The sequence below is a fragment of the Streptomyces sp. NPDC057445 genome (assembly GCF_042802855.1).
GTDB lineage: Bacteria > Actinomycetota > Actinomycetes > Streptomycetales > Streptomycetaceae > Streptomyces.
In genome coordinates this window covers 78,888-100,883 of the sequence record NZ_JBHVDH010000004.1, presented here as the reverse complement: position 1 = coordinate 100,883, position 21,996 = coordinate 78,888, and the positions used below count along the sequence as shown (strand labels likewise).

At 70.1% G+C, this 21,996-nt stretch carries 21 protein-coding genes; 10 read left to right on the top strand and 11 right to left on the bottom strand.

Translation table 11 applies throughout. The annotated features are described in order from the left end of the window. Nucleotides 1-253: 253 nt before the first annotated feature. From ACFU5O_RS11710 to ACFU5O_RS11695, 4 genes are all read left to right on the top strand, one after another. Nucleotides 254-1,204, top strand: coding sequence for an ABC transporter ATP-binding protein (locus ACFU5O_RS11710; protein WP_384239122.1), 951 nt, complete (start codon nucleotides 254-256; stop codon nucleotides 1,202-1,204). A 2-nt stretch (nucleotides 1,205-1,206) separates the two neighbouring features. Next, the gene (locus ACFU5O_RS11705) at nucleotides 1,207-1,986 is read left to right on the top strand and encodes an ABC transporter permease subunit (RefSeq protein ID WP_384239121.1); all 780 of its coding nucleotides are present in this window, start codon (nucleotides 1,207-1,209) and stop codon (nucleotides 1,984-1,986) included. Nucleotides 1,987-2,195: 209 nt separating this feature from the next. Beyond that, nucleotides 2,196-3,341, top strand: a complete 1,146-nt coding sequence (locus tag ACFU5O_RS11700; protein WP_384239119.1) for an ABC transporter ATP-binding protein — start codon at nucleotides 2,196-2,198, stop codon at nucleotides 3,339-3,341. Further along, nucleotides 3,338-4,165, top strand: coding sequence for an ABC transporter permease subunit (locus ACFU5O_RS11695; protein WP_384239117.1), 828 nt, complete (start codon nucleotides 3,338-3,340; stop codon nucleotides 4,163-4,165). Before ACFU5O_RS11700 ends, ACFU5O_RS11695 begins: the two co-directional genes overlap by 4 nt. A gap of 55 nt (nucleotides 4,166-4,220) precedes the next feature. Here the strand turns inward: ACFU5O_RS11695 and ACFU5O_RS11690 are convergent, their stop codons facing one another. Next, nucleotides 4,221-4,550 carry an ATP/GTP-binding protein gene (locus ACFU5O_RS11690; protein ID WP_384239665.1) on the bottom strand — a complete coding sequence of 110 codons (330 nt, stop codon included), beginning with the start codon at nucleotides 4,548-4,550 and terminating at the stop codon, nucleotides 4,221-4,223. 214 nt (nucleotides 4,551-4,764) lie between these two features. Here ACFU5O_RS11690 and ACFU5O_RS11685 point away from each other — a divergent pair, with 214 nt between their 5' ends. Further along, nucleotides 4,765-5,814, top strand: coding sequence for an LLM class flavin-dependent oxidoreductase (locus tag ACFU5O_RS11685; RefSeq protein WP_384239115.1), 1,050 nt, complete (start codon nucleotides 4,765-4,767; stop codon nucleotides 5,812-5,814). Between the two features lie 129 nt (nucleotides 5,815-5,943). Here ACFU5O_RS11685 and ACFU5O_RS11680 read toward each other — a convergent pair whose 3' ends face one another. After that, the gene (locus ACFU5O_RS11680; protein WP_384239113.1) at nucleotides 5,944-6,336 is read right to left on the bottom strand and encodes an SCO5389 family protein; all 393 of its coding nucleotides are present in this window, start codon (nucleotides 6,334-6,336) and stop codon (nucleotides 5,944-5,946) included. A 289-nt stretch (nucleotides 6,337-6,625) separates the two neighbouring features. Here ACFU5O_RS11680 and nucS point away from each other — a divergent pair, with 289 nt between their 5' ends. Beyond that, the gene (gene nucS / locus ACFU5O_RS11675; protein WP_384239111.1) at nucleotides 6,626-7,297 is read left to right on the top strand and encodes an endonuclease NucS; all 672 of its coding nucleotides are present in this window, start codon (nucleotides 6,626-6,628) and stop codon (nucleotides 7,295-7,297) included. A 406-nt stretch (nucleotides 7,298-7,703) separates the two neighbouring features. Here the strand turns inward: nucS and ACFU5O_RS11670 are convergent, their stop codons facing one another. The 3 genes from ACFU5O_RS11670 to ACFU5O_RS11660 form a co-directional block, all read right to left on the bottom strand. Beyond that, entirely contained in the window at nucleotides 7,704-10,274 is a 2,571-nt protein-coding gene (locus tag ACFU5O_RS11670) for an ATP-binding protein (RefSeq protein WP_384239109.1), read from the bottom strand. Nucleotides 10,275-10,495: 221 nt separating this feature from the next. After that, entirely contained in the window at nucleotides 10,496-10,819 is a 324-nt protein-coding gene (locus ACFU5O_RS11665; RefSeq protein ID WP_384239107.1) for an STAS domain-containing protein, read from the bottom strand. A gap of 168 nt (nucleotides 10,820-10,987) precedes the next feature. Next, nucleotides 10,988-11,836, bottom strand: coding sequence for a 3-hydroxyacyl-CoA dehydrogenase family protein (locus ACFU5O_RS11660; protein ID WP_384239106.1), 849 nt, complete (start codon nucleotides 11,834-11,836; stop codon nucleotides 10,988-10,990). A gap of 567 nt (nucleotides 11,837-12,403) precedes the next feature. Between ACFU5O_RS11660 and ACFU5O_RS11655 the strand changes: the two genes are divergently transcribed. Beyond that, nucleotides 12,404-12,976 (top strand): cob(I)yrinic acid a,c-diamide adenosyltransferase, encoded by a 573-nt coding sequence (locus tag ACFU5O_RS11655; RefSeq protein ID WP_384239104.1) that lies wholly within the window; start codon nucleotides 12,404-12,406, stop codon nucleotides 12,974-12,976. Here the strand turns inward: ACFU5O_RS11655 and ACFU5O_RS11650 are convergent. Next, on the bottom strand, nucleotides 12,902-13,525 hold the full coding sequence (locus tag ACFU5O_RS11650; protein WP_384239102.1) for a hypothetical protein: 624 nt from the start codon (nucleotides 13,523-13,525) through the stop codon (nucleotides 12,902-12,904). The genes ACFU5O_RS11655 and ACFU5O_RS11650 overlap by 75 nt on opposite strands. A gap of 229 nt (nucleotides 13,526-13,754) precedes the next feature. Between ACFU5O_RS11650 and ACFU5O_RS11645 the strand changes: the two genes are divergently transcribed. The 3 genes from ACFU5O_RS11645 (at nucleotide 13,755) to ACFU5O_RS11635 (ending at nucleotide 17,626) form a co-directional block, all read left to right on the top strand. Next, on the top strand, nucleotides 13,755-14,969 hold the full coding sequence (locus ACFU5O_RS11645) for a sensor histidine kinase (RefSeq protein WP_384239100.1): 1,215 nt from the start codon (nucleotides 13,755-13,757) through the stop codon (nucleotides 14,967-14,969). Then, nucleotides 14,966-15,619: a response regulator gene (locus ACFU5O_RS11640; RefSeq protein ID WP_384239098.1), complete on the top strand. Its 654-nt coding sequence runs from the start codon at nucleotides 14,966-14,968 to the stop codon at nucleotides 15,617-15,619. Before ACFU5O_RS11645 ends, ACFU5O_RS11640 begins: the two co-directional genes overlap by 4 nt. Before the next feature lie 159 nt (nucleotides 15,620-15,778). Next, a complete protein-coding gene (locus ACFU5O_RS11635) occupies nucleotides 15,779-17,626 on the top strand; it encodes a glycosyl hydrolase family 18 protein (protein ID WP_384239096.1) in 1,848 nt (615 codons plus the stop codon). Between the two features lie 12 nt (nucleotides 17,627-17,638). On the opposite strand, the gene ACFU5O_RS11630 is transcribed toward ACFU5O_RS11635, so the two are convergent. The 5 genes from ACFU5O_RS11630 to ACFU5O_RS11610 form a co-directional block, all read right to left on the bottom strand. Next, a complete protein-coding gene (locus ACFU5O_RS11630; protein WP_384239094.1) occupies nucleotides 17,639-18,379 on the bottom strand; it encodes a 4'-phosphopantetheinyl transferase family protein in 741 nt (246 codons plus the stop codon). After that, nucleotides 18,376-18,822 (bottom strand): DUF2550 domain-containing protein, encoded by a 447-nt coding sequence (locus tag ACFU5O_RS11625; protein ID WP_384239092.1) that lies wholly within the window; start codon nucleotides 18,820-18,822, stop codon nucleotides 18,376-18,378. Before ACFU5O_RS11625 ends, ACFU5O_RS11630 begins: the two co-directional genes overlap by 4 nt. Before the next feature lie 151 nt (nucleotides 18,823-18,973). After that, nucleotides 18,974-19,345 carry a F0F1 ATP synthase subunit epsilon gene (locus ACFU5O_RS11620; protein ID WP_384239090.1) on the bottom strand — a complete coding sequence of 124 codons (372 nt, stop codon included), beginning with the start codon at nucleotides 19,343-19,345 and terminating at the stop codon, nucleotides 18,974-18,976. Nucleotides 19,346-19,617: 272 nt separating this feature from the next. Further along, nucleotides 19,618-21,060, bottom strand: a complete 1,443-nt coding sequence (gene atpD, locus ACFU5O_RS11615; RefSeq protein ID WP_384239089.1) for a F0F1 ATP synthase subunit beta — start codon at nucleotides 21,058-21,060, stop codon at nucleotides 19,618-19,620. Next, nucleotides 21,060-21,977: a F0F1 ATP synthase subunit gamma gene (locus ACFU5O_RS11610; RefSeq protein WP_384239087.1), complete on the bottom strand. Its 918-nt coding sequence runs from the start codon at nucleotides 21,975-21,977 to the stop codon at nucleotides 21,060-21,062. Before ACFU5O_RS11610 ends, atpD begins: the two co-directional genes overlap by 1 nt. Between the last annotated feature and the right edge of the window lie 19 nt (nucleotides 21,978-21,996).

Here is a 21,996-nt window from a genome sequence, read left to right as displayed (position 1 = left end):
CTCCACCCGTGCCCGGTGCCTTCGAAGGCGCCGGGCACGGGTCTTTGCGTTTGCGGTGACGGGTACGGGTACGGGTACGGGAGTTGCGGTGCCGCCGCGGGTGGCGGCTGCCGCCACGGTGCGAGTGCGGCCGTGGCCGTGGCCGCGCCTCCCGACGCCGGCCGGTTTCACGCCATCTGACGGCAGGTGGTTCGTCCCGGTCCGTTGGCCGAATATGGTGGCGCAGGCCACCGGGCGCCCGTAGCGTGAACGCATGATCGAGCTCGAGGGTCTCACCAAGCGCTTCGGCGCCAAGGTCGCGGTCGACCATCTCTCGTTCCAGGTCCGCCCAGGTGTGGTGACCGGCTTCCTCGGGCCCAACGGCGCGGGCAAGTCGACGACCATGCGCATGATGCTGGATCTGGACAACCCCACCAGCGGGACGGTCCGGATCGACGGCAAGCACTACCGGGACCTCAAGGAACCGCTCAAGTACATCGGGGCACTGCTCGATGCCAAGGCGATGCACGGTGGCCGGACCGCGTACAACAACCTGCTCTGCCTCGCGCAGGCGAACCGGATCCCGCAGAGCCGGGTGGCCGAGGTCCTCGACCTTGTCGGGCTGACCGCGGTAGCCAGGAAGAAGTCCAAGGGATTCTCGCTCGGTATGGGACAGCGGCTGGGAATCGCGTCCGCCCTGCTCGGCGACCCGCAGGTGCTCCTCTTCGACGAACCGGTCAACGGACTGGATCCCGAGGGAATTCACTGGATCCGCAATCTGATGAAACTCCTCGCGTCCGAAGGGCGGACGATCTTCGTCTCCTCGCATCTCATGAGTGAAATGGCCCTCACCGCGGATCACTTGATCGTGATCGGCCAGGGCCGGCTCCTCGCGGACACATCGATGGCCGATTTCATCCACCAGAACTCCCGCAGTTATGTGCGGCTCCGCTCACCGCAGCAGGAGCGGCTGCGCGATGTCCTCCATGAGCAGGGCCTCACGGCGATCGAGTCGGGCAACGGCACGCTGGAGATCGACGGCGCCACGACCGAGAAGGTCGGCGAGCTGGCCGCACAGCACCGGATCGTGCTGCATGAACTGAGCGCCCAGCGGGCCTCGCTGGAGGAAGCGTTCATGCAGATGACAGCAGGCGCGGTCGAGTATCACGCGCACTCCACCGCCCCCGGCGCCCCGCAGTGGGCCCCGCGCGACAAGGGAGCCTGACGATGGCATCGGTACCCGCCGTTCTGCAGTCCGAGTGGACCAAGATCCGTACGGTCTCCTCCACCACCTGGACGCTGGTCAGCGCGTTTGCCGTGACGGTCGGCCTGAGCGCCGCGCTCTGCGCACTGATGTCCGCGACCTTCGACGATCTGCCGGAGCTCGAACGGGCCACCTTCGACCCCACGCTGATCAGCTTCTCCGGCATGGTGCTGGGCCAGCTCGCGATGGTCGTCTTCGGCGTGCTGGTGGTCGGCACGGAGTACAGCTCCGGGATGATCCGCACGTCACTCGCGGCCGTGCCGCAGCGCGCCACCTTCCTCTTCAGCAAGATCGCGGTGGCCGGGCTGCTCGCGCTCGGGGTGGGGATGGCGACGAGCTTCCTCACCTTCTTCCTCGGGCAGGCCCTCCTCGGCGATCACGGTACGACCATCGGCGAGGAGAACGTCCTGCGTGCCGTGATCGGCGCCGGCCTCTACATGGGCCTGATCGCGATCTTCTCGATGGGTGTGGCGGCGATGCTGCGCAGCTCGATGCTGTCGCTCGGCATTCTCATGCCGTTCTTCTTCCTGGTCTCCCAGATCCTGTCCGCGGTGCCGCACGCGAAGGACGTCGCCCGGTACTTCCCGGACCAGGCCGGCTCGAAGATCATGCAGGTGGTCCCCGACGCGATGAACAGCGACCCGGCACCGTACGGACCGTGGGGCGGTCTCGGCATCATGCTGGGCTGGGTCGCGGTGGCGCTGCTCGGCGGATATGCGGTGCTCAAGAAGCGGGACGCGTGACGAAAACCAGCGTCACGGACACGACGCGACGGACACGACGTACCGGACACGGGGCGACGGAACGGGCATGACCGACCAAGGAGGACGCCCGGCGAATACATACGCCTTGGCCGGAACCGTCAAGCGCTGGATATCCTCCTAACTCTTACGGGGGCGTGCGGCCCGACGGTCCGAGCCCCGACGACCTGACCTGTCGATGGGGCTGGAGCATGATCGAGGCAATCGGCCTGACAAAGCGCTACGGCGCCAAGACGGCCGTGCACAACCTTTCCTTCCAGGTGCGGCCCGGTGCCGTCACCGGATTTCTCGGCCCCAACGGCTCGGGCAAGTCGACGACCATGCGCATGATCCTGGGTCTCGACCAGCCGACTTCCGGCCATGTCACGATCGGCGGCCATCCCTTCCGGCAGCTGCCGAACGCGCCACGCCAGGTCGGGGCGCTGCTCGACGCCAAGGCCGTGCACGGCGGCCGGAGCGCACGGAACCATCTGCTGTCGCTCGCACAGCTCTCCGGGATCCCGGCCCGCCGGGTCGACGAGGTGCTGGGAGTCGTCGGCCTGCAGGACGTCGCGAAGCGGCGTTCCAACGGTTTCTCGCTCGGCATGGGGCAGCGGCTCGGTATCGCCGCGGCGCTGCTCGGCGACCCGCAGGTGCTCCTCTTCGACGAGCCGGTCAACGGACTGGACCCCGAGGGCATCCTCTGGGTGCGCAATCTGATGAAGGCGCTGGCGGCCGAGGGCCGTACGGTCTTCGTCTCCTCGCACCTGATGAGCGAGATGGCCCTCACCGCCGACCATCTGATCGTGATCGGACGGGGCCAACTGCTCGCGGACATGAGCATCAGGGAGTTCATCGCGGCCAACTCGGCCGGCTTCGCACGGGTGCGTACGCCGGAGCCCGAGCCTCAGCAGCGGGAGAAGCTGACGGCCGTCCTCACGGAGGCCGGCGGCCAGGTCATGCCGGAGAAGGACGGGGCACTGCGGGTGACCGGTCTCGCACTGCCCGCGATCAGCGATCTGGCGCATGGCGCCGATGTCCGGCTGTGGGAACTGTCCCCGCACCAGGCCTCGCTGGAGGAGGCGTACATGCGGATGACGCAGGGCGCCGTGGACTACCGGTCGACGGACGACCGGAGGGCCGGGCTGATGCAGCAGCAGCCGATGGGGTACGACCCGTACCAGCAGCCTGCTGTCGTCCCCGACGTGCCGCAGCAGGGCTGGTACGCCCCGCCGCCGCCCGGACAGAACCCGTACGCCACGGGTCCCTCCGCGCCCACGCCCGCCATGCCCGCCATGCCTGCGGCACCGGCGCCCGCGACCGCCACCGACCCGAACCAGTCCGAGGACGCCCGATGACCGCCCCCGCCCCCTACCAGCAGCCGGGCGCCGCCTACGCCTCACCGATCCCGGTGCGCAAGGCCCACCTCGGAGACGCCCTCGCCTCCGAGTGGACCAAGATCCGTTCCGTGCGCTCCACGATGTGGACGCTCGGCGTGATGATCCTGCTGATGGTCGGCATCGGCATGTCCGTCGCCGCGCTCGTCGCGGCCGCCGGTGAGGCCGGCGTGCAGCAGACGCCCGCCCTCGCCCTGGGCTTCTTCGGCGTGCTGCTCGGGTCGATCTGCGTCATCACCCTCGGCGTGCTCACGATCGCGTCCGAGTACAGCACGGGCATGATCCGTACGACCCTCACGGCGTGCCCCAGCCGGGCCAGGGTGCTGACCGCCAAGGCGATCGTCTTCTTCCTGCTCGTCTTCACGATCACCACGGTGACCGCCACGCTCGTCGCGGCGGTGCAGACGGCGTTCGTGGACGCCCCGTCCGCCTCGGCCTCCGAGTGGCTGCGCGCGACCGTGGGCATCGGTGCCTTCATCGCGCTGCTCGGGCTGCTCGCCCTGGCCGTCGGGGCGATCATCCGCCACTCCGCCGGCGCGATCACGATCATGATCGGCGTCATGCTGCTGCCGCTGGTGGGCGCCATCTTCATGTACTCGGAGTCGCTGGCCGAGCTCCAGGAGTTCCTGCTGAACTACTCGATCCCGAGCCAGATCATCGCGCTCTACGGCGAAGGGCCGCAGGGGAACGGGCCGACGGGCTGGGACTCGCTGCTGATCATGCTCGGGCTGTCGGCGGTCGCGATGGGCGGCGCGTACCTCACCATGCACAACCGCGACGTCTGACCACGCACGGGCCGCTCGACGGACCCGCGCGGAGCCACCCCGCGCCACGGGACCCTCAGTACCGCGGTGCGTTCCGGGACCGCTGCACCCGCGAGGTGCGGCGGTCCTTCGCGTTCCAGCACGCCTTGTGCCAGTGCCGGCGGTCGTCCACGCCTCCGTGCTCCGGCCAGGCCACCACGTGCGGCATGCCGGAGGGGATCTCCTGGTCGCAGCCGGGGCAGCGGTACCGCTTGCCGGCGGCGCTCGCTCCGGCCACATGACGTACGGCCCAGTTCTCGCCCTGCCAGCTCTCGGTCCGCTGCACACCGCCGTATCGGTCGCCCATGTCGCCTGCGGGATCGGTCGGCTTCTCGCCGCCACGGGGGCGGTTGCGGCGCGGGGACACGAAACACCTCACGGGGCAGACCGGACAGTTCCCTTCCAGCCTACGGTCCGTGGCAGTGGGTACACGCTCCGGACGGCGCGATACTCCGGCACCCACAGGGGCCAGTTACCGGAAAATCGCAACAACTTCACGAATGGCCGTGCCTTTGGCACGTGTCAGACGTTGTTGCCTGTGTGGGGGGAATGCCGCGTCGGCCGCAAGGAGGCATAAGGCGATGCGCGTTGGAGCTTTTGTACTGGCGGCCCAGTTTCCGGGCCAGGGCCAAGGGGAGGCACTGCACCGGGCCGTACGGTCCGCGGAGGCCGCGGAGGCGGCCGGTCTCGACTCGGTGTGGCTCGCCGAGCACCACTTCGTGCCGTACGGGGTCTGCCCGTCGGCCGTGACCCTGGCCGCGCTGCTGCTCGGCCGCACCGAGCGGATCCGTGTGGGCACGGCGGTGAGCGTGCTGCCGACCGCCCACCCCGTGGCGCTCGGCGAGCAGGCGGCGCTGCTGCACCTCACGTCCGGCGGGCGGTTCTCGCTCGGCGTCGGCCGTGGCGGACCATGGGTCGATCTGGAGGTCTTCGGCTCCGGACTCGCGTCGTACGAGCAGGGCTTCCCCGAATCGCTCGATCTGCTGCTGCGCTGGCTGCGCGAACCGCGCGTGTCGGCCCGGGGCGAGCGATTCACCTTCCGTGAAGTCGCGGTCGTGCCGAGGCCGGACGAGCTGCTCGACTTCAGCGGTGGTGAGAGCCGGGGCACCGAGGGACCGGAGGTCGTCGTCGCATGCACCTCCCCGGCGAGTGTCCGGCTCGCGGCCGAGAGGTGCCTGCCGATGCTTCTCGGCATGCACTGCGGCGACGACGACAAGGCGGAGATGGTCGCGCTCTGGCGCAGGCACGCGCTCGCGACGGGTCACTCGCCGGACGACGTCGCGGGCGCCGGGCATGTGTCGGCCGGTGTCGTCCAGATCGCGGACGGCCGCGCGGAGGCCGAGGAGACCCTGGTGAAGGCGATGCCGGGGTGGCTGAAGAAGGGGCTCGACGCCCATGTCACCGTCGACGGCCGACAGCGCTCGATGCGTGATCCCGTGGCGTACACGGAGCTTCTGTGCGGGCTGCATCCGGTGGGCCCGCCACGGCTCGCGGCCGACCGCCTCGCGGCGACCTCGGAGCGCACAGGCATCACACGCTTCGCACTGCTCGTCGAAGGATCCGGTGATCTGGCCGCGACGGAGGAGAATGTCCGGCGGCTCGGCGCCGAGGTCCTGCCCCTGCTTCCCTGAGGGTGCGGGCCGTACCTCGCGTACGGCCCGCACCCCCCCGCGCCGGCCCGTCGTTCCGGCGGATGCTGCCGCCCCGGCATCCATGGTCCACGAGATGTTCCGGGTGATGCGGAGCGGCAGCAAAGACCATCAGCAGTCGCGCAGTTCGTCCGACTGATTGAGCAGCTGGGCCCTTACGGAAGTGAAGCGGGCGAGCCGCTCATCCACCGAGGGGTCCAGCGGGAACACCGCGACGCGGTGGCAGTTCTGGAATGCGAGCCGTACGCCGAAGTGCCGCTGCAGGGCCCCCCGGATGGCGTCACTGGCGAGCGCGCGCAACAGCTGACCACGTGCCTGCTCGTCCGGCGGCGGCGTCTGGTTGTCGGCGAAGTCGCCGCCGTCCACCTTCAGCTGAGCCACCAGAGAGCTGATCATCTCCCACGCAAAGGGCAGGGAGGTCCGGACGCAGTCGACGAATGCAGCTTCGTCGACCTCGCCTCGCTCGGCCTGTTCCAACAGCGCCGGTGAGACGTCGAGCGACATGGGTTCTCCTCTCGCGACCCCGGGGCGACCGGGGTCTTACGGGCAGGGAAAGAGGACGACCGGACGTGACTGACCACGACTGATCATGACGACGCAGAGTGCACGGCCGACAACCTCCTGCTTCCACGTTAGGCGCGCTGTCTGGTCCGCACCAGGAGAATGGGAACACAACCGGCCAATAACGTAAGGGGACAAGAGGGGCGACCTGGCAGGTCCCGAACGGGAGTGACAGGGGGCGACAGGTGGGAGAATCGCGCGGAACCGGGTGCGTCGAGTAGCGTTGCCGACCATGCGTCTCGTCATCGCCCGCTGTTCCGTGGACTACGCCGGCCGGCTCACCGCCCACCTGCCCTCCGCCCCCCGGCTGATCCTGGTCAAGGCCGACGGCAGTGTCTCCATCCACGCCGATGACCGGGCCTACAAACCACTGAACTGGATGTCCCCGCCGTGCTCGTTGAAGGAAGGCGGCGAAGGCGGCGAGAACGTCTGGACCGTGATGAACAAAGCGGGCGAGAAACTGATCATCACGATGGAGGAAGTCCTCCACGACTCGTCCCATGAACTGGGCGTCGACCCGGGTCTCATCAAGGACGGCGTGGAAGCCCACCTCCAGGAGCTCCTCGCGGACCGGATCGAGACACTCGGCGAGGGCTACAGCCTCATCCGCCGCGAGTACCCCACGGCGATCGGCCCGGTGGACATTCTGTGCCGTGACGCGGACGGCGCCACGGTGGCGGTCGAGATCAAGCGCCGGGGCGAGATCGACGGCGTCGAGCAGCTCACCCGCTATCTGGAGCTGCTGAACCGCGACCCCCATCTGGCCCCGGTCCGCGGTGTCTTCGCGGCCCAGGAGATCAAGCCCCAGGCCCGCGTCCTCGCGACGGACCGCGGGATCGGCTGCGTGGTCCTGGACTACAACGCGCTGCGGGGCATCGAGGACGACAAGCTGCGCCTGTTCTGACAGGCGGCTGCGGGCGGCCTGTTCCGCGGGGTGGCGATTCCCCTTCCCCGGGAGCGCCTCCCAGGTGCTGAGCTCGTACCCGGCCGTGGGCGATCGATGGGAAACGGGCAGTCCGGGTTACGCGTCACACCCGCCTGCCCTCCATGGCCGCCCCTGTGCGCATGGCGCGAAGCCGTGCCGCCGGGCGTCCGGGCAAGGCCCGGCTCCCCGGCCGGGCGAGCCGGCCGGGGTGGTGACGACGCAGCGCCGACAGGGATGCGGGCAGCCGCCGGCGCTCCGCGCAGCGAACATCGTCTCCTGCTCGCCCGCCACGGTGGCAGCGCCGAATCCCGGCCGGACAATCGTTCATCCGGCCATCGCCGTCACCAGGTCGAACGTCAGCGGACGGGGAGGCCGGTGAGGCCGCTCAGCCCGAGGCGCTGCTCACGCTCGGCGCGCCCGAGGTCGTGCCGCCGCCCGAGCCCTCCGACGTACCGCCGGCCGCGGCCGCGCCTCCGCTCCCTGATCCGGTCGTCGTGGCTCCGCTCGACGTCGGACCACCGCTCGTCGGCGACGGGCTGGTCGGGGTCGAACTCCCGCCCGTGGACGGCGATGGACTGCCGGTGGGCGTGCCGCTGCCACCGCTCGTCGGCGACGAGCTCGGCTTCGGGCTGCCGCCCGTGCTCGACGAGGAGCCGCCGGTCGTCGAGGGCCGGCCACCCGTCGTCGAGCCCGAAGAGCCCGTGCCGCCCCCGCTCGTCGAGGTGCCACCGCCCGTCGTGGACGGTGAGCCCGCCGAACCGCTCTCCCCCGGGTCGGCCTCGCGCGACGGGCCCGGCTCTGCGGGCTCGCTTGCCTTGGTGTCGTCGGGGCTGCCGGTCGAGTCGTCCGCCGGTACGTCGGCGTTCAGGCCGTCCCCGCCGTCGTCCTCGTTCGCCGACTGCTCGTTCGTCACACGGTTCACGGGTTCGTCGTTCCCGGATGTCGCGCCCAGCGTCACCACCGTGCCGAGGACGGCCGCCAGCAGCGCACCGGCGCCGGCCGCGACGACGTTGCGACGGGTTCCGACGAGGGTCGAGCGGCGGACGCCCGCGCCCGCCGGGGCCTGCGTCTCACGACGGGTGACCAGGGTCTCCCTCAGCGGCACCACCGCGGGGACGCCCCCGGGCGGGGACGCCGACTCCTCGTGGCGCGCGGCCGGGACCTCCTCGCCCGCCGGCGACCTTCCGCCGGCAGCGAGTCCCCCATGGCCTCCGGCGTGGGCGGGTGTCCCCCCGGCGGAGCCGGGCGGAGTGGCCCCCTCACGGTCGGCGACCAGTGCCAGCGCCCGCCGCCCGGAGACCGTCCCGCGCTTGTCGGCGAGCGCGCCGCGCATCGCGATGGAGGCTTCGAGCTCTGCGCGGGCGCGGTCCAGGTTCCCCGTGCACAGCGCGAGTACGCCGAGCTCGTGGTGGAAGTAGGCCTCCTCGGCCACCTCGCCGGCGATACGGGCGGCCTCCTGACCGCTCCGCAGGGCCCGTTCCCAGGCCCCCCAGTGCAGCCCCGACGCGAAGGCGGGCGCGGCACTGCGGGCGAGGAGCACCGCCGCGCCGGTGTGCGTCTCCCCGTCCCCCGGGACCAGTGCGGTCATCGACGCGAGGACGGCATCGGCCTCGGCGACGGCCCGATCGGGCCCGACCGAGGGGTGGTTCGTCCACCAGGCGTAGTGCTGGGCGGCAGTGTGCGCACGCTCCACCGCACCCTCGCCGTAGCCCGCGTTCTCCAACTGCGCCACGACACCCGCCGCGAGCCGGTAGCGCGAGCCGACCGGGGTCAGCAGCCCGCAGCTGGTCAGCTCGCCGAGCGCGGCATCCGCATGGGTGTCGCCGACCAGTGCCGGCAGATGAGCCTGGTGCGGCACCTCTCCGCCGAGCGCGAGGGCGAACCGCAGCGTGTCACGGGCCGACTCGCTGAGCCGGGAAGCGAGCAGCGCGGCGGGCGCGGCACCTTCTCCCAGCGTCGGCAGCGGTGCGTCGTGGCCGTCGGCGAAGACGTTGTCCTCGTCGTCGTCCGGGTCCGGTTCAGGGGTCCGCAGCGCGTCACGCTGCCGCAGCAGCGCCCCCGCCTGCACGAACCTCAGGGGCCGTCCCTCGGACTCGAACCACAGGTCCCCCGCCCAGTTCGCCTCGTCGTCCGTGAGGGGCCGGCCCACCGCCCGCTCCAGCAGCTCCAGGGCGGCGCCGCGACCCAGCCCCTGGAGGAAGACCTCTTCCAGAGGGGAGTCCGACGACGGCGCCGCGACATCCGGCGTGGCCGCGAGCAGGAAGGCGCATTCGGGTGTGGCGTCGAGCAGCTCGTCCAGCGCGCTGCCGCCGAAATCGAGGTCGTCGACGACGACGACGGCACCGATGTCACGGACCAGTTCCAGCAGTCGGGTCCGGCCGGGGCGGTGCAGCGGTGCGCTGTGGACGGCGGCGAAGAGCTCGTACAGCAGCTCGGTCGGCGTGCGGTGGTAGCCGGACAGACGTACGACACCGTCGGGCGCGAGCCCCGCGCAGTCGGCGGCGACGGCGTCGAGGAGGGTCGTCCGGCCGGAGCCGGCGGGACCGGTCAGCCGGACCGAGCGGCCGTGGCCGAGCAGCCGCACCAGGCGGTCACGCTGCTCGTCGCGCTCGAGGAGCGGCAGCGGAGGTGCGGCGGGGCCGGCCGGAACCGGCGGATGGGCGGCGCGCCGCAGCTCCTCGCGCTCCTCTGCGCTGTGCCGGACGGGCGTGGGGGAGGGCTGCTCTCCCGGCGGACACGGTTCTATCTCGCTGCCGTCGACGGGGTTGACGGTGAGCAGGAGGTCGCCGGAGACGAGCTGGACGGTGCGTGCGGGCGCGGGCGCCTTCTGCCCCAGCTCGGGAGTGATCGCGTCACGCGGCGGCCGCTGCGTGCCGTCGTCGCGATCGCCCTTCTCGAGGCGGTCGTTGTTGTGGCCGTGGCCGTAGTCTTCCGGTTCCCGGTTCATCGGGTCCATGGTCAAAGCCCCCCAGATGGCGTCTCGTGCGGAGGTCCCTCCCGGCCTGTCTGCACGCTCCGCTGTCGCTTCCGGTCCGGTGCCCGCCGCAGGGGTTCGTCAATCGGCAGGCGACCGAACCCTAGACCTTCGAGCAGTATCCGGGAACAGCCGGGGTACCGGGCCGCCCAGGACATCACGGTCTCGTGAGGATTGTGCGTCCCTGCCCGGGTGCGGCCGGCTCAGGCCCGAGGCAGGGACTCTGCGGCGATTCCGCCCTCGATGGCCAGGATCCGGTGCAGCCTGGTGGCCACCAGGAGGCGTTGCATCTGAGGAGGTACGCCGCGCAGGACGAGCCGCCGGCCGCAGCGGCCGGCCCGCCTGTGCGCGCCCATGATGACCCCGAGTCCGGTGGCGTCCCAGGAGTCGAGGTCGGTCAGGTCGAGCACCAGGTCGCCGACTCCACGGTCGACGGCCGAGTGCAGGACCGTGCGGGCGTCCGCCGCGCTGCGGACGTCGAGGCGCCCCCCGACGACCAGCTCGGCGTGGTCGCCCCTGATGTGCATATGCGCTCCCCAAGAGTGCGTTTGTCCGTCAGGTCTCACTGCTGTCCGCGTTTTTCTTTGCAACAAACTGACTGCCCTACGGGCAGAGAAGTTGCCGCCTGTAAGCGAACCGATACCGAATTCACCCGTGGGGGTGATGGTGCGCGGGCGATTGCGGCCAGTGCTGAGTCAGTGCTTGTAGAAGCCCTGCCCGCTCTTGCGCCCGATGTCACCGGCGTCCACCATCCGGCGCATCAGCTCCGGGGGCGCGAACTTCTCGTCCTGGGACTCGGTGTAGATGTTGCTGGTGGCGTGCAGCAGGATGTCGACGCCCGTGAGATCGGCGGTGGCGAGCGGGCCCATGGCGTGGCCGAAGCCCAGCTTGCACGCGACGTCGATGTCCTCGGCGGTCGCGACGCCCGACTCGTACAGCTTCGCGGCCTCGACGACGAGCGCGGAGATCAGGCGGGTGGTGACGAAGCCGGCGACGTCACGGTTGACGACGATGCAGGTCTTGCCGACCGACTCGGCGAATTCGCGCGCGGCGGCAAGGGTTTCGTCGCTGGTCTTGTAGCCGCGGACGAGCTCACAGAGCTGCATCATCGGGACGGGCGAGAAGAAGTGCGTGCCGACGACGCGCTCCGGACGCTCCGTCACCGCCGCGATCTTCGTGATCGGGATGGCGGAGGTGTTGGAGGCGAGGACAGCGTCGTCCCGTACGAGCTTGTCGAGCGTCCGGAAGATCTCATGCTTGACCTCGAGCTTCTCGAAGACCGCCTCGACGACGATGTCCGCGTCGGCGACGGCTTCGAGGTCCGTGGTCGTGGTGATGCGCGCCAACGCCGCCTCGGCGTCCGCGGCTTCGAGCTTGCCCTTGGCGACGAACCTGTCGTACGACGCCTTGATGCCGTCGGTGCCGCGCGTCAGTGCCGCGTCGGTCACATCACGCAGGACGACGTCCCAGCCCGCCTGGGCGGAGACCTGCGCGATTCCGGACCCCATGAGTCCGGCTCCGATGACGGCGAGCTTCCCAGCCACTGCTGCACCCCTTAACACACGCTTACTTTTCTTCTCTCCGGCGGAGGTTAGCGCTCGTGAGGGGCCGTGTGGCGGTGAAGAGATGCGCGTCACGTCTCGGATGACGGACATCACACCGGTGTTGGGAGACGCAGGGCCGGGGCCCTCCTCGCCCGTCGCCGCGGACCTCGCCGGGGAAGCTGCACGAACGAGGCCGCGCACCCCGTCGCGAGCGTCGCCGGGGACCTCGTCGCGAACGCTCCGCGGGACGCGCTCGTCGTGACGACCGGCACAGGGGTCCGGCGGACGGCCGGAGCTGGAGCCTGGCCGTCGGGCCCAGGGCGTGCCTTCCGGATCAGGCCGGATCAGGCCGGATCAGGGAGCGGGGTCCGGTGCGCGCAGATGCACGGCGGAGGCTGGGGGTCCCCCGCCGAAGGCAGGGGGAGAAGGGAGAAGTCGACGAGTGGAGGCACCACCCGTGCCCGGAGGGCTGCGGGTGGGTCGGCGACCGACGACAGCGCACTTTGATGTGCGCGCCGGGGCACGCGAGCCCGGCAAGATCCGGAAGTCACGGCCTAGGCTGGCCGCATGGTCAATCTGACGCGTATCTACACCCGCACCGGTGACAAGGGCACGACGGCTCTCGGTGACATGAGCCGCACCGCCAAGACCGATCTGCGGATCTCCGCCTACGCCGACGCCAACGAGGCCAACGCGGTCATCGGTACGGCCGTGGCACTCGGCCGGTTGCCGGAGGAGGTCGTGAAGGTCCTCGTCCGGGTCCAGAACGATCTCTTCGACGTCGGGGCGGACCTGTCGACGCCGGTCGTCGAGAACCCCGAGTACCCGCCGCTGCGCGTCGAGCAGTCGTACATCGACAAGCTGGAGGCGGACTGCGACCGCTTCCTGGAGGACCTGGAGAAGCTGCGTTCCTTCATCCTGCCGGGAGGCACGCCCGGTGCGGCGCTGCTGCACCAGGCGTGCACGGTGGTGAGGCGGGCCGAGCGCTCGACGTGGGCGGCGATCGAGGTGCACGGCGAGACGATGAACGTGCTGACGGCGACCTATCTCAACCGGCTGTCGGACCTACTGTTCATCCTTGCCCGTACGGCCAACAAGGAGGTCGGGGACGTGCTCTGGGTTCCGGGCGGGGAGCGCTGACGCGGGCACCTCACCGGCCGGCGCCTTCCTCGGCCAGAGCACGTAGCTGAGCGCGACCAGACCGTGGAACGCCACCGCCCGCCAGGCGAAGCCCATCCAGCTCTGCAGCGACTCGGTTCCTGACGCGTCGCCGACGTACCACATGGCGATCAGCAGCAGCGCGGAGGCGACGGCCGCGGCCACGAGGGTGCCGAGCCACACCGTGCCCTCGTGCCTGGCGCGGGCCATTCCGTACTGCGGAGGCTTCACGGCCGGCGGGCCGCCGGCGAAGCGGTGCGCGGCGTGCCCGTCGAGCCACCTGATGGTGCGGTGGCCGTGGCCGACGGTGTAGCCGATGTAGAGGGCGGCCAGCCCGTGCGTCCAGCTGGGGTCGGCGCCGCTCTTGAGGTCGTACGCGGTCACGACGAGGAGGACCAGTTCCAGCAACGGCTCGCACAGGAGGATGGCGAGACCGGTCCGCGGCATTCTCAGCAGATAGCGCACTGCCAGGCCGGCGGCCAGCAGCACCCAGAATCCGACCTCACAGATCACGATCAGGGTGACGATCACGGCTGCGTTTCCTTCCCTCGGGCACTCGGCACTTCTCCATGCTCTTGGCCGGAAGCGGTGAAAACGTCGGCGGGCCGAAGGAAACCGGACTGCACACTTCGGTGTACCGGGACCGTGTCGTCGTTCGTCCGGCGGGCGGAGGACGGGCCCGTGCGGCGTTCCTAGGCTGGAGAGCACGATCCGGCTGCGCGGACAGCGCGCACGCCGCCCGACGTGCTGAGATGAGTCCATGCCACCGCCCCCGCTCCCCCGTCCGCACCGTCTCGACGCCGCGATCGCGGCCACCGGGCTGACCGGTGGGCTGCTGCTGTGGTCGCTGGACCTGAACGTCACCCCGGAGCGGGATCTGCTGCCCTCCTGGGTGACGCTGGTGCCGCTGGCGGTGATGGCGCTGCTGGAGCTGAACCGCAGGACCATGCCCAGGACCGGGCTCGTGATCGGCACGATCGCGGTCGTGGCGGACCAGTTCACCCAGGGCAACCTGGTCACGATCGTGATGTTCACGGACCTCGTGTACGCCGCCGTGATCTACGGACCGCCCGCGACCGCGCGCCGGGTCCCGGTCACCACGTTCCTGGTCACGGTCGCCGCGACGATCGGCTTCCTGGCCTGGTTCCGCAATCCGGCAGGGCTGCTGCTCGGCATCATCATCGGACTGGTCTCGTTCGCCCCCGCCACGACCGGGGCGATCGTCCGCAACCATCGCGAGGCCGCCGACGCGGCACGGCTTCGCGCCGAGCAGACCGCACTGCTCGCGGAGATGGACCGTGCGCAGGCGGTGGTCGCGGAGCGCGCCCGGATGGCCCGGGAGCTGCACGACATGGTCGCCAACCACCTCTCGGCGATCGCCATCCACTCCACCGCCGCGCTCTCCCTGGACGAGCCGGCCACCACCCGGCAGGCGCTCACGGTCATCCGGGAGAACAGCGTGGCGGGACTCTCGGAGATGCGCCGGCTGATCGGACTGCTCAGGGACAGCAGCGACGACACGGAGCCGGCTGCCGCGCCCACTCTTGCCGGGCTGGAGTCACTGCTCGCCCAGGCCCGGAGGAACGGCCAGGCGAGCGGGCTCAGCTTCGTGCTGGACGACGCGCGGGATCAGGACGAGTCCCTGCCCGCGCCGGTGGAGCTTGCGGCGTACCGGATCGTGCAGGAGTCGCTGACGAACGCGCTGAAGCACGCGGCTCCGGGCGAGGTCTCTGTGCGCCTCGTGGGGGCGCCGGGGGATGCGCTGACCGTGACGGTGGACAGTCCGTTCGGCAGCAGCCCGGGGCCGCGTGCTCCCGGTTCCGGCGCCGGTCTGGTGGGGATGCAGGAGCGGGTGGCCCTGCTGGGCGGGGACTTCGGGGCCGGTCCGGTCGAAGGGCCGCCGGGCGGAGCGGCGAAGGTATGGCGGGTGCGGGCGGTACTGCCCATGGAGAAGGACAAGGAGCCGACGGCATGAGCAGCCTGATCCGGGTGGTGGTCGCGGAGGACCAGAGCGCCGTGCGGGCGGGGCTGGTCCTCATCCTGGGCAGTGCCACGGACATCGATGTGGTCGGTGAGGCCGGGGACGGTGAGGAGGCGGTGCGCCTCGCCCGGGAGCTGCGACCGGATCTGGTGGTGATGGATGTGCAGATGCCGAAGCTGGACGGGGTGTCGGCGACCCGGCAGGTGGTCGGCGAGGGCCTCGCCGACGTCCTCGTACTGACGACCTTCGATCTCGACGAGTACGTCTTCGGGGCGCTGCGCGCCGGGGCCGCGGGCTTTCTGCTGAAGAACACCGACGCCAAGGGTCTGATCGAGGCGGTACGGGCGGTGGGGCGCGGCGAGGGACTGATCGCTCCCGCTGTGACCCGGCGGCTGATCGCGGAGTTCGCGTCACCCACGGCGCCGTCGCCGGACGCGCCGGACCGTTCGGTGCTCGAGGCATTGACGCGGCGTGAGCGCGAGGTGCTCTCCTGTCTCGGCGAGGGGCTGTCGAACGCCGAGATCGCTGTGCGGCTGAGGATGGCGGAGGCCACGGTGAAGACCCATGTGAGCCGCTTGCTGGGGAAGCTGGAGCTGCGCAGCCGAGTTCAAGCAGCCGTACTGGCCCAGGAGTTGGGCATCTGAGCGGCCCTGGCACGCCACGACCTCCGACTTTGGTCTGGACCTATTGACGATTGGTCCAGACCTTCCTACTCTCGCCGCACGGCACTGCGCGGCGAGCCCCGCGGAGTGCTCTGCACGGACCGACCCCGCTTTGTCCGTCCGCAACTCGAGGAGCATCCCTTGAGCACGAGTACGCCCCCCACCAGAAGCAGATTCAGATCGAGAGCGACGGCGGGGCTCACTGCCCTGCTGCTGCCCCTCGCCGCGATGGTCGGCCTCGCCACACCCGCCGAGGCCGCCACATCCGCCACCGCCACCTACGCCAAGGTCCAGGACTGGGGGTCCGGGTTCGAGGGCAAGTGGACGGTGAAGAACACCGGCACCACCTCGATCGCCTCGTGGTCCGTCGAGTGGGACTTCCCCTCCGGTACGTCCGTCACCTCGGCCTGGGACGCCGACGTGACCAGCTCCGGCACCCACTGGACCGCCCGCAACAAGAGCTGGAACGGCACCCTCGCCCCCGGGGCGTCCGTCTCGTTCGGCTTCAACGGCGCGGGGCCGGGATCCCCGTCCAACTGCAAGATCAACGGTGGCTCCTGCGACGGAGGAACCGTCCCCGGCGACAACCCGCCCTCCGCCCCCGGCACCCCGTCCGCGAGCAACATCAGCGACACCTCGGTGACGCTGAGCTGGACCGCGGCCACCGACGACAAGGGCATCAAGAACTACGACGTCCTCCGCGACGGCACGAAGATCGCCACGGTCACCGGCCTCACGTACACCAACACCGGTCTGACCGCCGGCACGGACTACTCGTACACGGTCCAGGCCCGTGACACCGCCGACCAGACCGGCCCGGCCGGCGGCGCCCGCGCCGTCCGCACCACCGGCGGCGGCCCCGACCCGCAGCCCGGCGGCAAGGTCAAGCTGGGCTACTTCACCGAGTGGGGCGTCTACGGGCGCAACTACCACGTGAAGAACCTGGTGACCTCCGGCTCGGCGTCGAAGATCACCCACATCAACTACGCCTTCGGCAACGTCCAGGGCGGCCGCTGCACCATCGGCGACGCCTACGCCGACTACGACAAGGCCTACACCGCGGACCAGTCCGTCGACGGCGTCGCGGACACGTGGGACCAGCCGCTGCGCGGCAACTTCAACCAGCTGCGCAAGCTGAAGAAGGCGTACCCGCACATCAAGGTGCTCTGGTCCTTCGGCGGCTGGACCTGGTCCGGCGGCTTCCCGCAGGCCGCGGCGAACCCCGCCGCCTTCGCGGACTCCTGCTACCAGCTGGTCGAGGACCCGCGCTGGGCGGACGTCTTCGACGGCATCGACCTGGACTGGGAGTACCCGAACGCCTGTGGACTGTCCTGCGACACCAGCGGCCCGGCAGCGTTCAAGAACATGATGCAGGCCATGCGCGCGAGGTTCGGTACGAACAATCTGGTCACCGCCGCCATCACGGCGGACGCCAGCAGCGGCGGCAAGATCGACGCCGCGGACTACGCGGGCGCGTCGCAGCACGCCAACTGGTTCAACGTGATGACGTACGACTTCTTCGGCGCCTGGGCGGCGCAGGGCCCGACGGCCCCGCACTCACCGCTCACCTCGTACGCCGGAATCCCGCAGGCGGGCTTCAACTCCGCCGACGCCATCGCGAAGCTCAAGGCGAAGGGCGTGCCGTCCGCCAAGCTGCTGCTCGGAATCGGCTTCTACGGGCGCGGCTGGACGGGCGTGACCCAGTCGGCACCCGGCGGTACGGCGACCGGGGCGGCCCCCGGCACGTACGAGCAGGGCATCGAGGACTACAAGGTCCTGAAGAACTCGTGCCCGGCGAACGGCACGGTCGCGGGGACGGCGTACGCCCACTGCGGCTCGAACTGGTGGAGCTACGACACCCCGTCGACGATCAACGGAAAGATGAGCTGGGCGAAGAACCAGAGCCTGGGAGGCGCGTTCTTCTGGGAGTTCTCCGGTGACACGGCGAACGGTGAGCTGGTCAGCGCCATCAACAGCGGCCTCGGATAGCGGTCGCGGGTCTCAGTCGACCCGTACGTCCGCATGCCGCACCACCCGGACGCGGTCGCCGTCCCCCACGACGGCGACCGCCGCCCGGTAGCCCTCACCCGTGTCAAGATCCTCGAGCCGCACCGGAAGGTGCGGCTCGGGGCGTTCCCGCCATTCCAGCAGCCGGGCGGGCGCGCCCGGCGCGCTCACGGTCAGGGTGGCGGGGTCGGCCATCAGTCCGTCGCCGGTGGCCTTGAGGACGGCCTCCTTGCGGGCCCAGTAGCGGGTGAAGGCACCGGCCCGCTCCGAAGCAGGGAACCGGTCCAGCTCGGCCAGCTCGGTCCTCGAGAGCACGCTGAGCGGTAGGTCGGCGCGCACGACGACCTCCTCGATGTCCACGCCGACCGGCCCGGCGGTCGTCAGCGCGACCATCACATGGCCCCCCGAATGGGACAGCGAAAGCTCCAGTGAGGTGCCCGGCAGGGTCGGTTTGCCGTGCGGTCCGTCCTGCGCCCCGTGACAGTGCTTGCACACGGGTACGACGACCACGTCGCGCGGATCGACGGACAGCTGTGCGGCGACGACCCGGCGGGCCAGGACATGAGCGGTCAGATAGAGCGCCCTGGGTTCCTCGCGGCGGAACTGCGCGCAGCGCCGGCGTTCGTCCGCGTCGAGCACGTCGAGCAGCTCGGGCACCCAGTGGGCCTCCGCGGACCAGACATGGCACTCCCCCGGCCCCACCACGGAGATGCCGGCTGTGCCGTCGCCCCTCACGCGACGTTCACACGCTGCCCGGGAGGCGCGGCCTCCAGCCAGGCGAGGAAGCCTGTGAGCGCGTCCTCGCTCATGGCCAGCTCCAGACGGGTGCCCCGGTGGAGACAGCCGAGGATGACCGAGTCGGAGAGCAGCGCCAGCTCCTCCTCGCCCTCCGGCAGCCGCCGCGCCAGCACCTCGATCGCCGCGCGCTCCAGCACACGGCGGGGGCGCAGGGCGTACGAGAAGACACGGAACCACTCGATCCGGTCACCGCTGTAACGGGCGACCCCGTACACCCACCCCTTGCCGGAGTGATCGTCCTTCTCCGGTACGTTCCAGCGCAGGCTGCAGTCGAAAGTGCCGCCCGAGCGCTGGATCAGTCTGCGGCGCAAGCCGAAGACGAAGAGTCCGATCACCACCAGTGCGACGACCAGGCCGCTCACAAGCAGAGCGAGGAACATCTCCACCGACCTCCTCGCTTCGTCCCGTAGCGGAATACAACCTGCACCTGCACCTGCACCTGCACCTGCACCTGCATCGCCTCAGCCGCGACCCGGTCTGGTGAAGTCCAGCCGGGGCCGCGGCTGAGGGTGGTCCATGGGCGGGGTGCGCTCAGCGCACCGCCAGCGCACGCAGTCGGACGTCGGCGCGCCGCTCGGCGGCGGCGTCGTCGTCGGACTTCGCACGCTCCAGCGCACGCTCGGCGCGCTGCTGGTCGATCTCGTCCGCCAGCTCGGCGATTTCCGCCAGCAGCGACAGCTTGTTGTCGGCGTACGAGATGAAGCCGCCGTGCACAGCGGCAACGACCGTTCCCTCGCTCGTACGGATGGTCACAGGGCCCGACTCCAGCACACCGAGCAGCGGCTGGTGACCGGGCATGACGCCGATGTCGCCGGACGTGGTGCGCGCGACGACCAGGACGGCCTCGCCGGACCAGACCTGGCGGTCGGCGGCGACCAGCTCGACGTGCAGCTCAGCAGCCAAGGGTGGCTCCTCGGGTCACCACCCGGCGGTTCTGCCGGGTGTTGGCTCATAAGTCTAATAGCGCTCCGGACGCCGAAGCGCCGGGGCTCACCCCCATGCCTCCCGGCCGGGGGTCCGGGGGTCACCCCCCGGAAACATGCAGCGCGCTCCGGACGCCGAAGCGCCGGGGCTCACCCCCATGCCTCCCGGCCGGGGGTCCGGGGGTCACCCCCCGGAATGGGCGTACGAAGGGAGGCGGGACGGAACCCGCCCCCCTTCATGAGTCACGGGACTCAGGAGACGCCGAGCTCCTTGGCGTTGGCCTTGAGGTCCTCGATGCCACCGCACATGAAGAACGCCTGCTCGGGGAAGTGGTCGTACTCACCGTCGCAGATCGCGTTGAACGCGGCGATCGACTCCTCGAGCGGCACGTCCGAACCGTCCACGCCGGTGAACTGCTTGGCGACGTGGGTGTTCTGCGACAGGAAGCGCTCCACGCGACGGGCACGGTGGACAACCAGCTTGTCCTCCTCGCCCAGCTCGTCGATACCGAGAATCGCGATGATGTCCTGGAGGTCCTTGTACTTCTGCAGGATTCCCTTGACGCGCGTGGCGCAGTCGTAGTGGTCCTGCGCGATGTAGCGCGGGTCCAGGATCCGGGACGTGGAGTCCAGCGGGTCCACGGCCGGGTAGATGCCCTTCTCGGAGATCGGACGGGAGAGAACCGTCGTCGCGTCGAGGTGGGCGAAGGTGGTGGCCGGGGCCGGGTCGGTCAGGTCGTCCGCGGGGACGTAGATCGCCTGCATCGAGGTGATCGAGTGACCACGCGTCGAGGTGATGCGCTCCTGCAGCAGACCCATCTCGTCGGCCAGGTTCGGCTGGTAACCCACCGCGGACGGCATACGGCCGAGCAGGGTGGACACCTCGGAGCCGGCCTGGGTGTACCGGAAGATGTTGTCGATGAAGAAGAGCACGTCCTGCTTCTGCACATCGCGGAAGTACTCCGCCATGGTCAGACCGGCCAGGGCGACACGAAGACGGGTGCCCGGCGGCTCGTCCATCTGACCGAAGACCAGCGCGGTCTTGTCGATGACGCCGGACTCGCTCATCTCGTCGATGAGGTCGTTGCCCTCACGGGTACGCTCACCGACGCCCGCGAACACCGACACACCGTCGTGGTTGTTGGCGACGCGGTAGATCATCTCCTGGATCAGAACGGTCTTGCCGACACCGGCACCACCGAACAGACCGATCTTTCCACCCTTGACGTACGGGGTGAGAAGGTCGATGACCTTGACGCCGGTCTCGAACATCTCGGTCTTGGACTCGAGCTGGTCGAAGGACGGCGCCTTGCGGTGGATCGCCCAGCGCTCGCCGATGTTGGCGTTCTCCTCCGGCTTGTTCAGCACCTCACCGAGAGTGTTGAACACCTTGCCCTTGGTGAAGTCGCCGACCGGGACGGTGATGCCGTCGCCCGTGTTGGTCACCGGGGCCTGGCGGACCAGACCGTCGGTGGGCTGCATGGAGATGGCGCGGACCACGCCGTCACCGAGGTGCTGTGCGACCTCGAGAGTCAGCGTCTTCTTCTTGCCGTCCTCAGCCGGGTCGGCAACCTCGACGGTCAGCGCGTTGTAGATGTCGGGCATCGCGTCGACGGGGAACTCCACGTCGACGACCGGGCCGATGACCCGGGCGACGCGGCCCGTGGCGGCGGCCGTCTCAACAGTGGTCGTCATTACTTGTCACTCCCCGCGGTCGCGTCGGCCAGGGCGCTCGCGCCACCGACGATCTCGCTGATTTCCTGGGTGATTTCGGCCTGGCGGGCCGCGTTGGCAAGCCGGGAGAGGCTCTTGATGAGCTCCCCGGCGTTATCGGTCGCCGACTTCATCGCGCGGCGGGTGGCGGCGTGCTTGGAAGCAGCCGCCTGCAGCAGCGCGTTGTAGATCCGGCTTTCGACGTAGCGCGGCAGCAGGGCGTCGAGGACGTCCTCGGCCGACGGCTCGAAGTCGAACAGCGGAAGGATCTCGCCCTTCGCCTCGGAGTCCTCGGCAGCCGCCTCCAGGCTGAGCGGCAGCAGCCGGCTCTGCACGGGAGTCTGCGTCAGCATCGAGATGAACTCGGTGAAGACGATGTGGAGCTCGTCCACCCCGCCCTCGGCCGTGTCCTTCTCGATCGCCTCGATCAGCGGACCGGCGACAGCCTTGGCGTCCGCGTACGTCGGGTTGTCGGTGAAGCCGGTCCACGACTCCGTGACCTTGCGCTCACGGAAGCCGTAGTACGCCACACCCTTGCGGCCGACGATGTACGCGTCGACCTCCTTGCCCTCGCCGCGCAGACGCTCGGTGAGCTGCTCCGCTGCCTTGATGGCGTTCGCGGAGTAGCCGCCGGCCAGACCACGGTCGCTCGTGATGAGCAGGATCGCGGCCCGGGACGGGTTGTCCGCCTCGGTGGTCAGGGCGTGCTTGGTGTTCGACCCGGTCGCCACCGCGGTCACCGCGCGGGTGAGCTCAGTCGCGTACGGCGTCGACGCCGCCACCTGGCGCTGCGCCTTGACGATGCGCGAGGCGGCGATCATCTCCATCGCCTTGGTGATCTTCTTGGTCGCGGTGACGGATTTGATGCGACGCTTGTAGACCCGGAGCTGGGCTCCCATGAGTCAGGTCCCTTCCGTC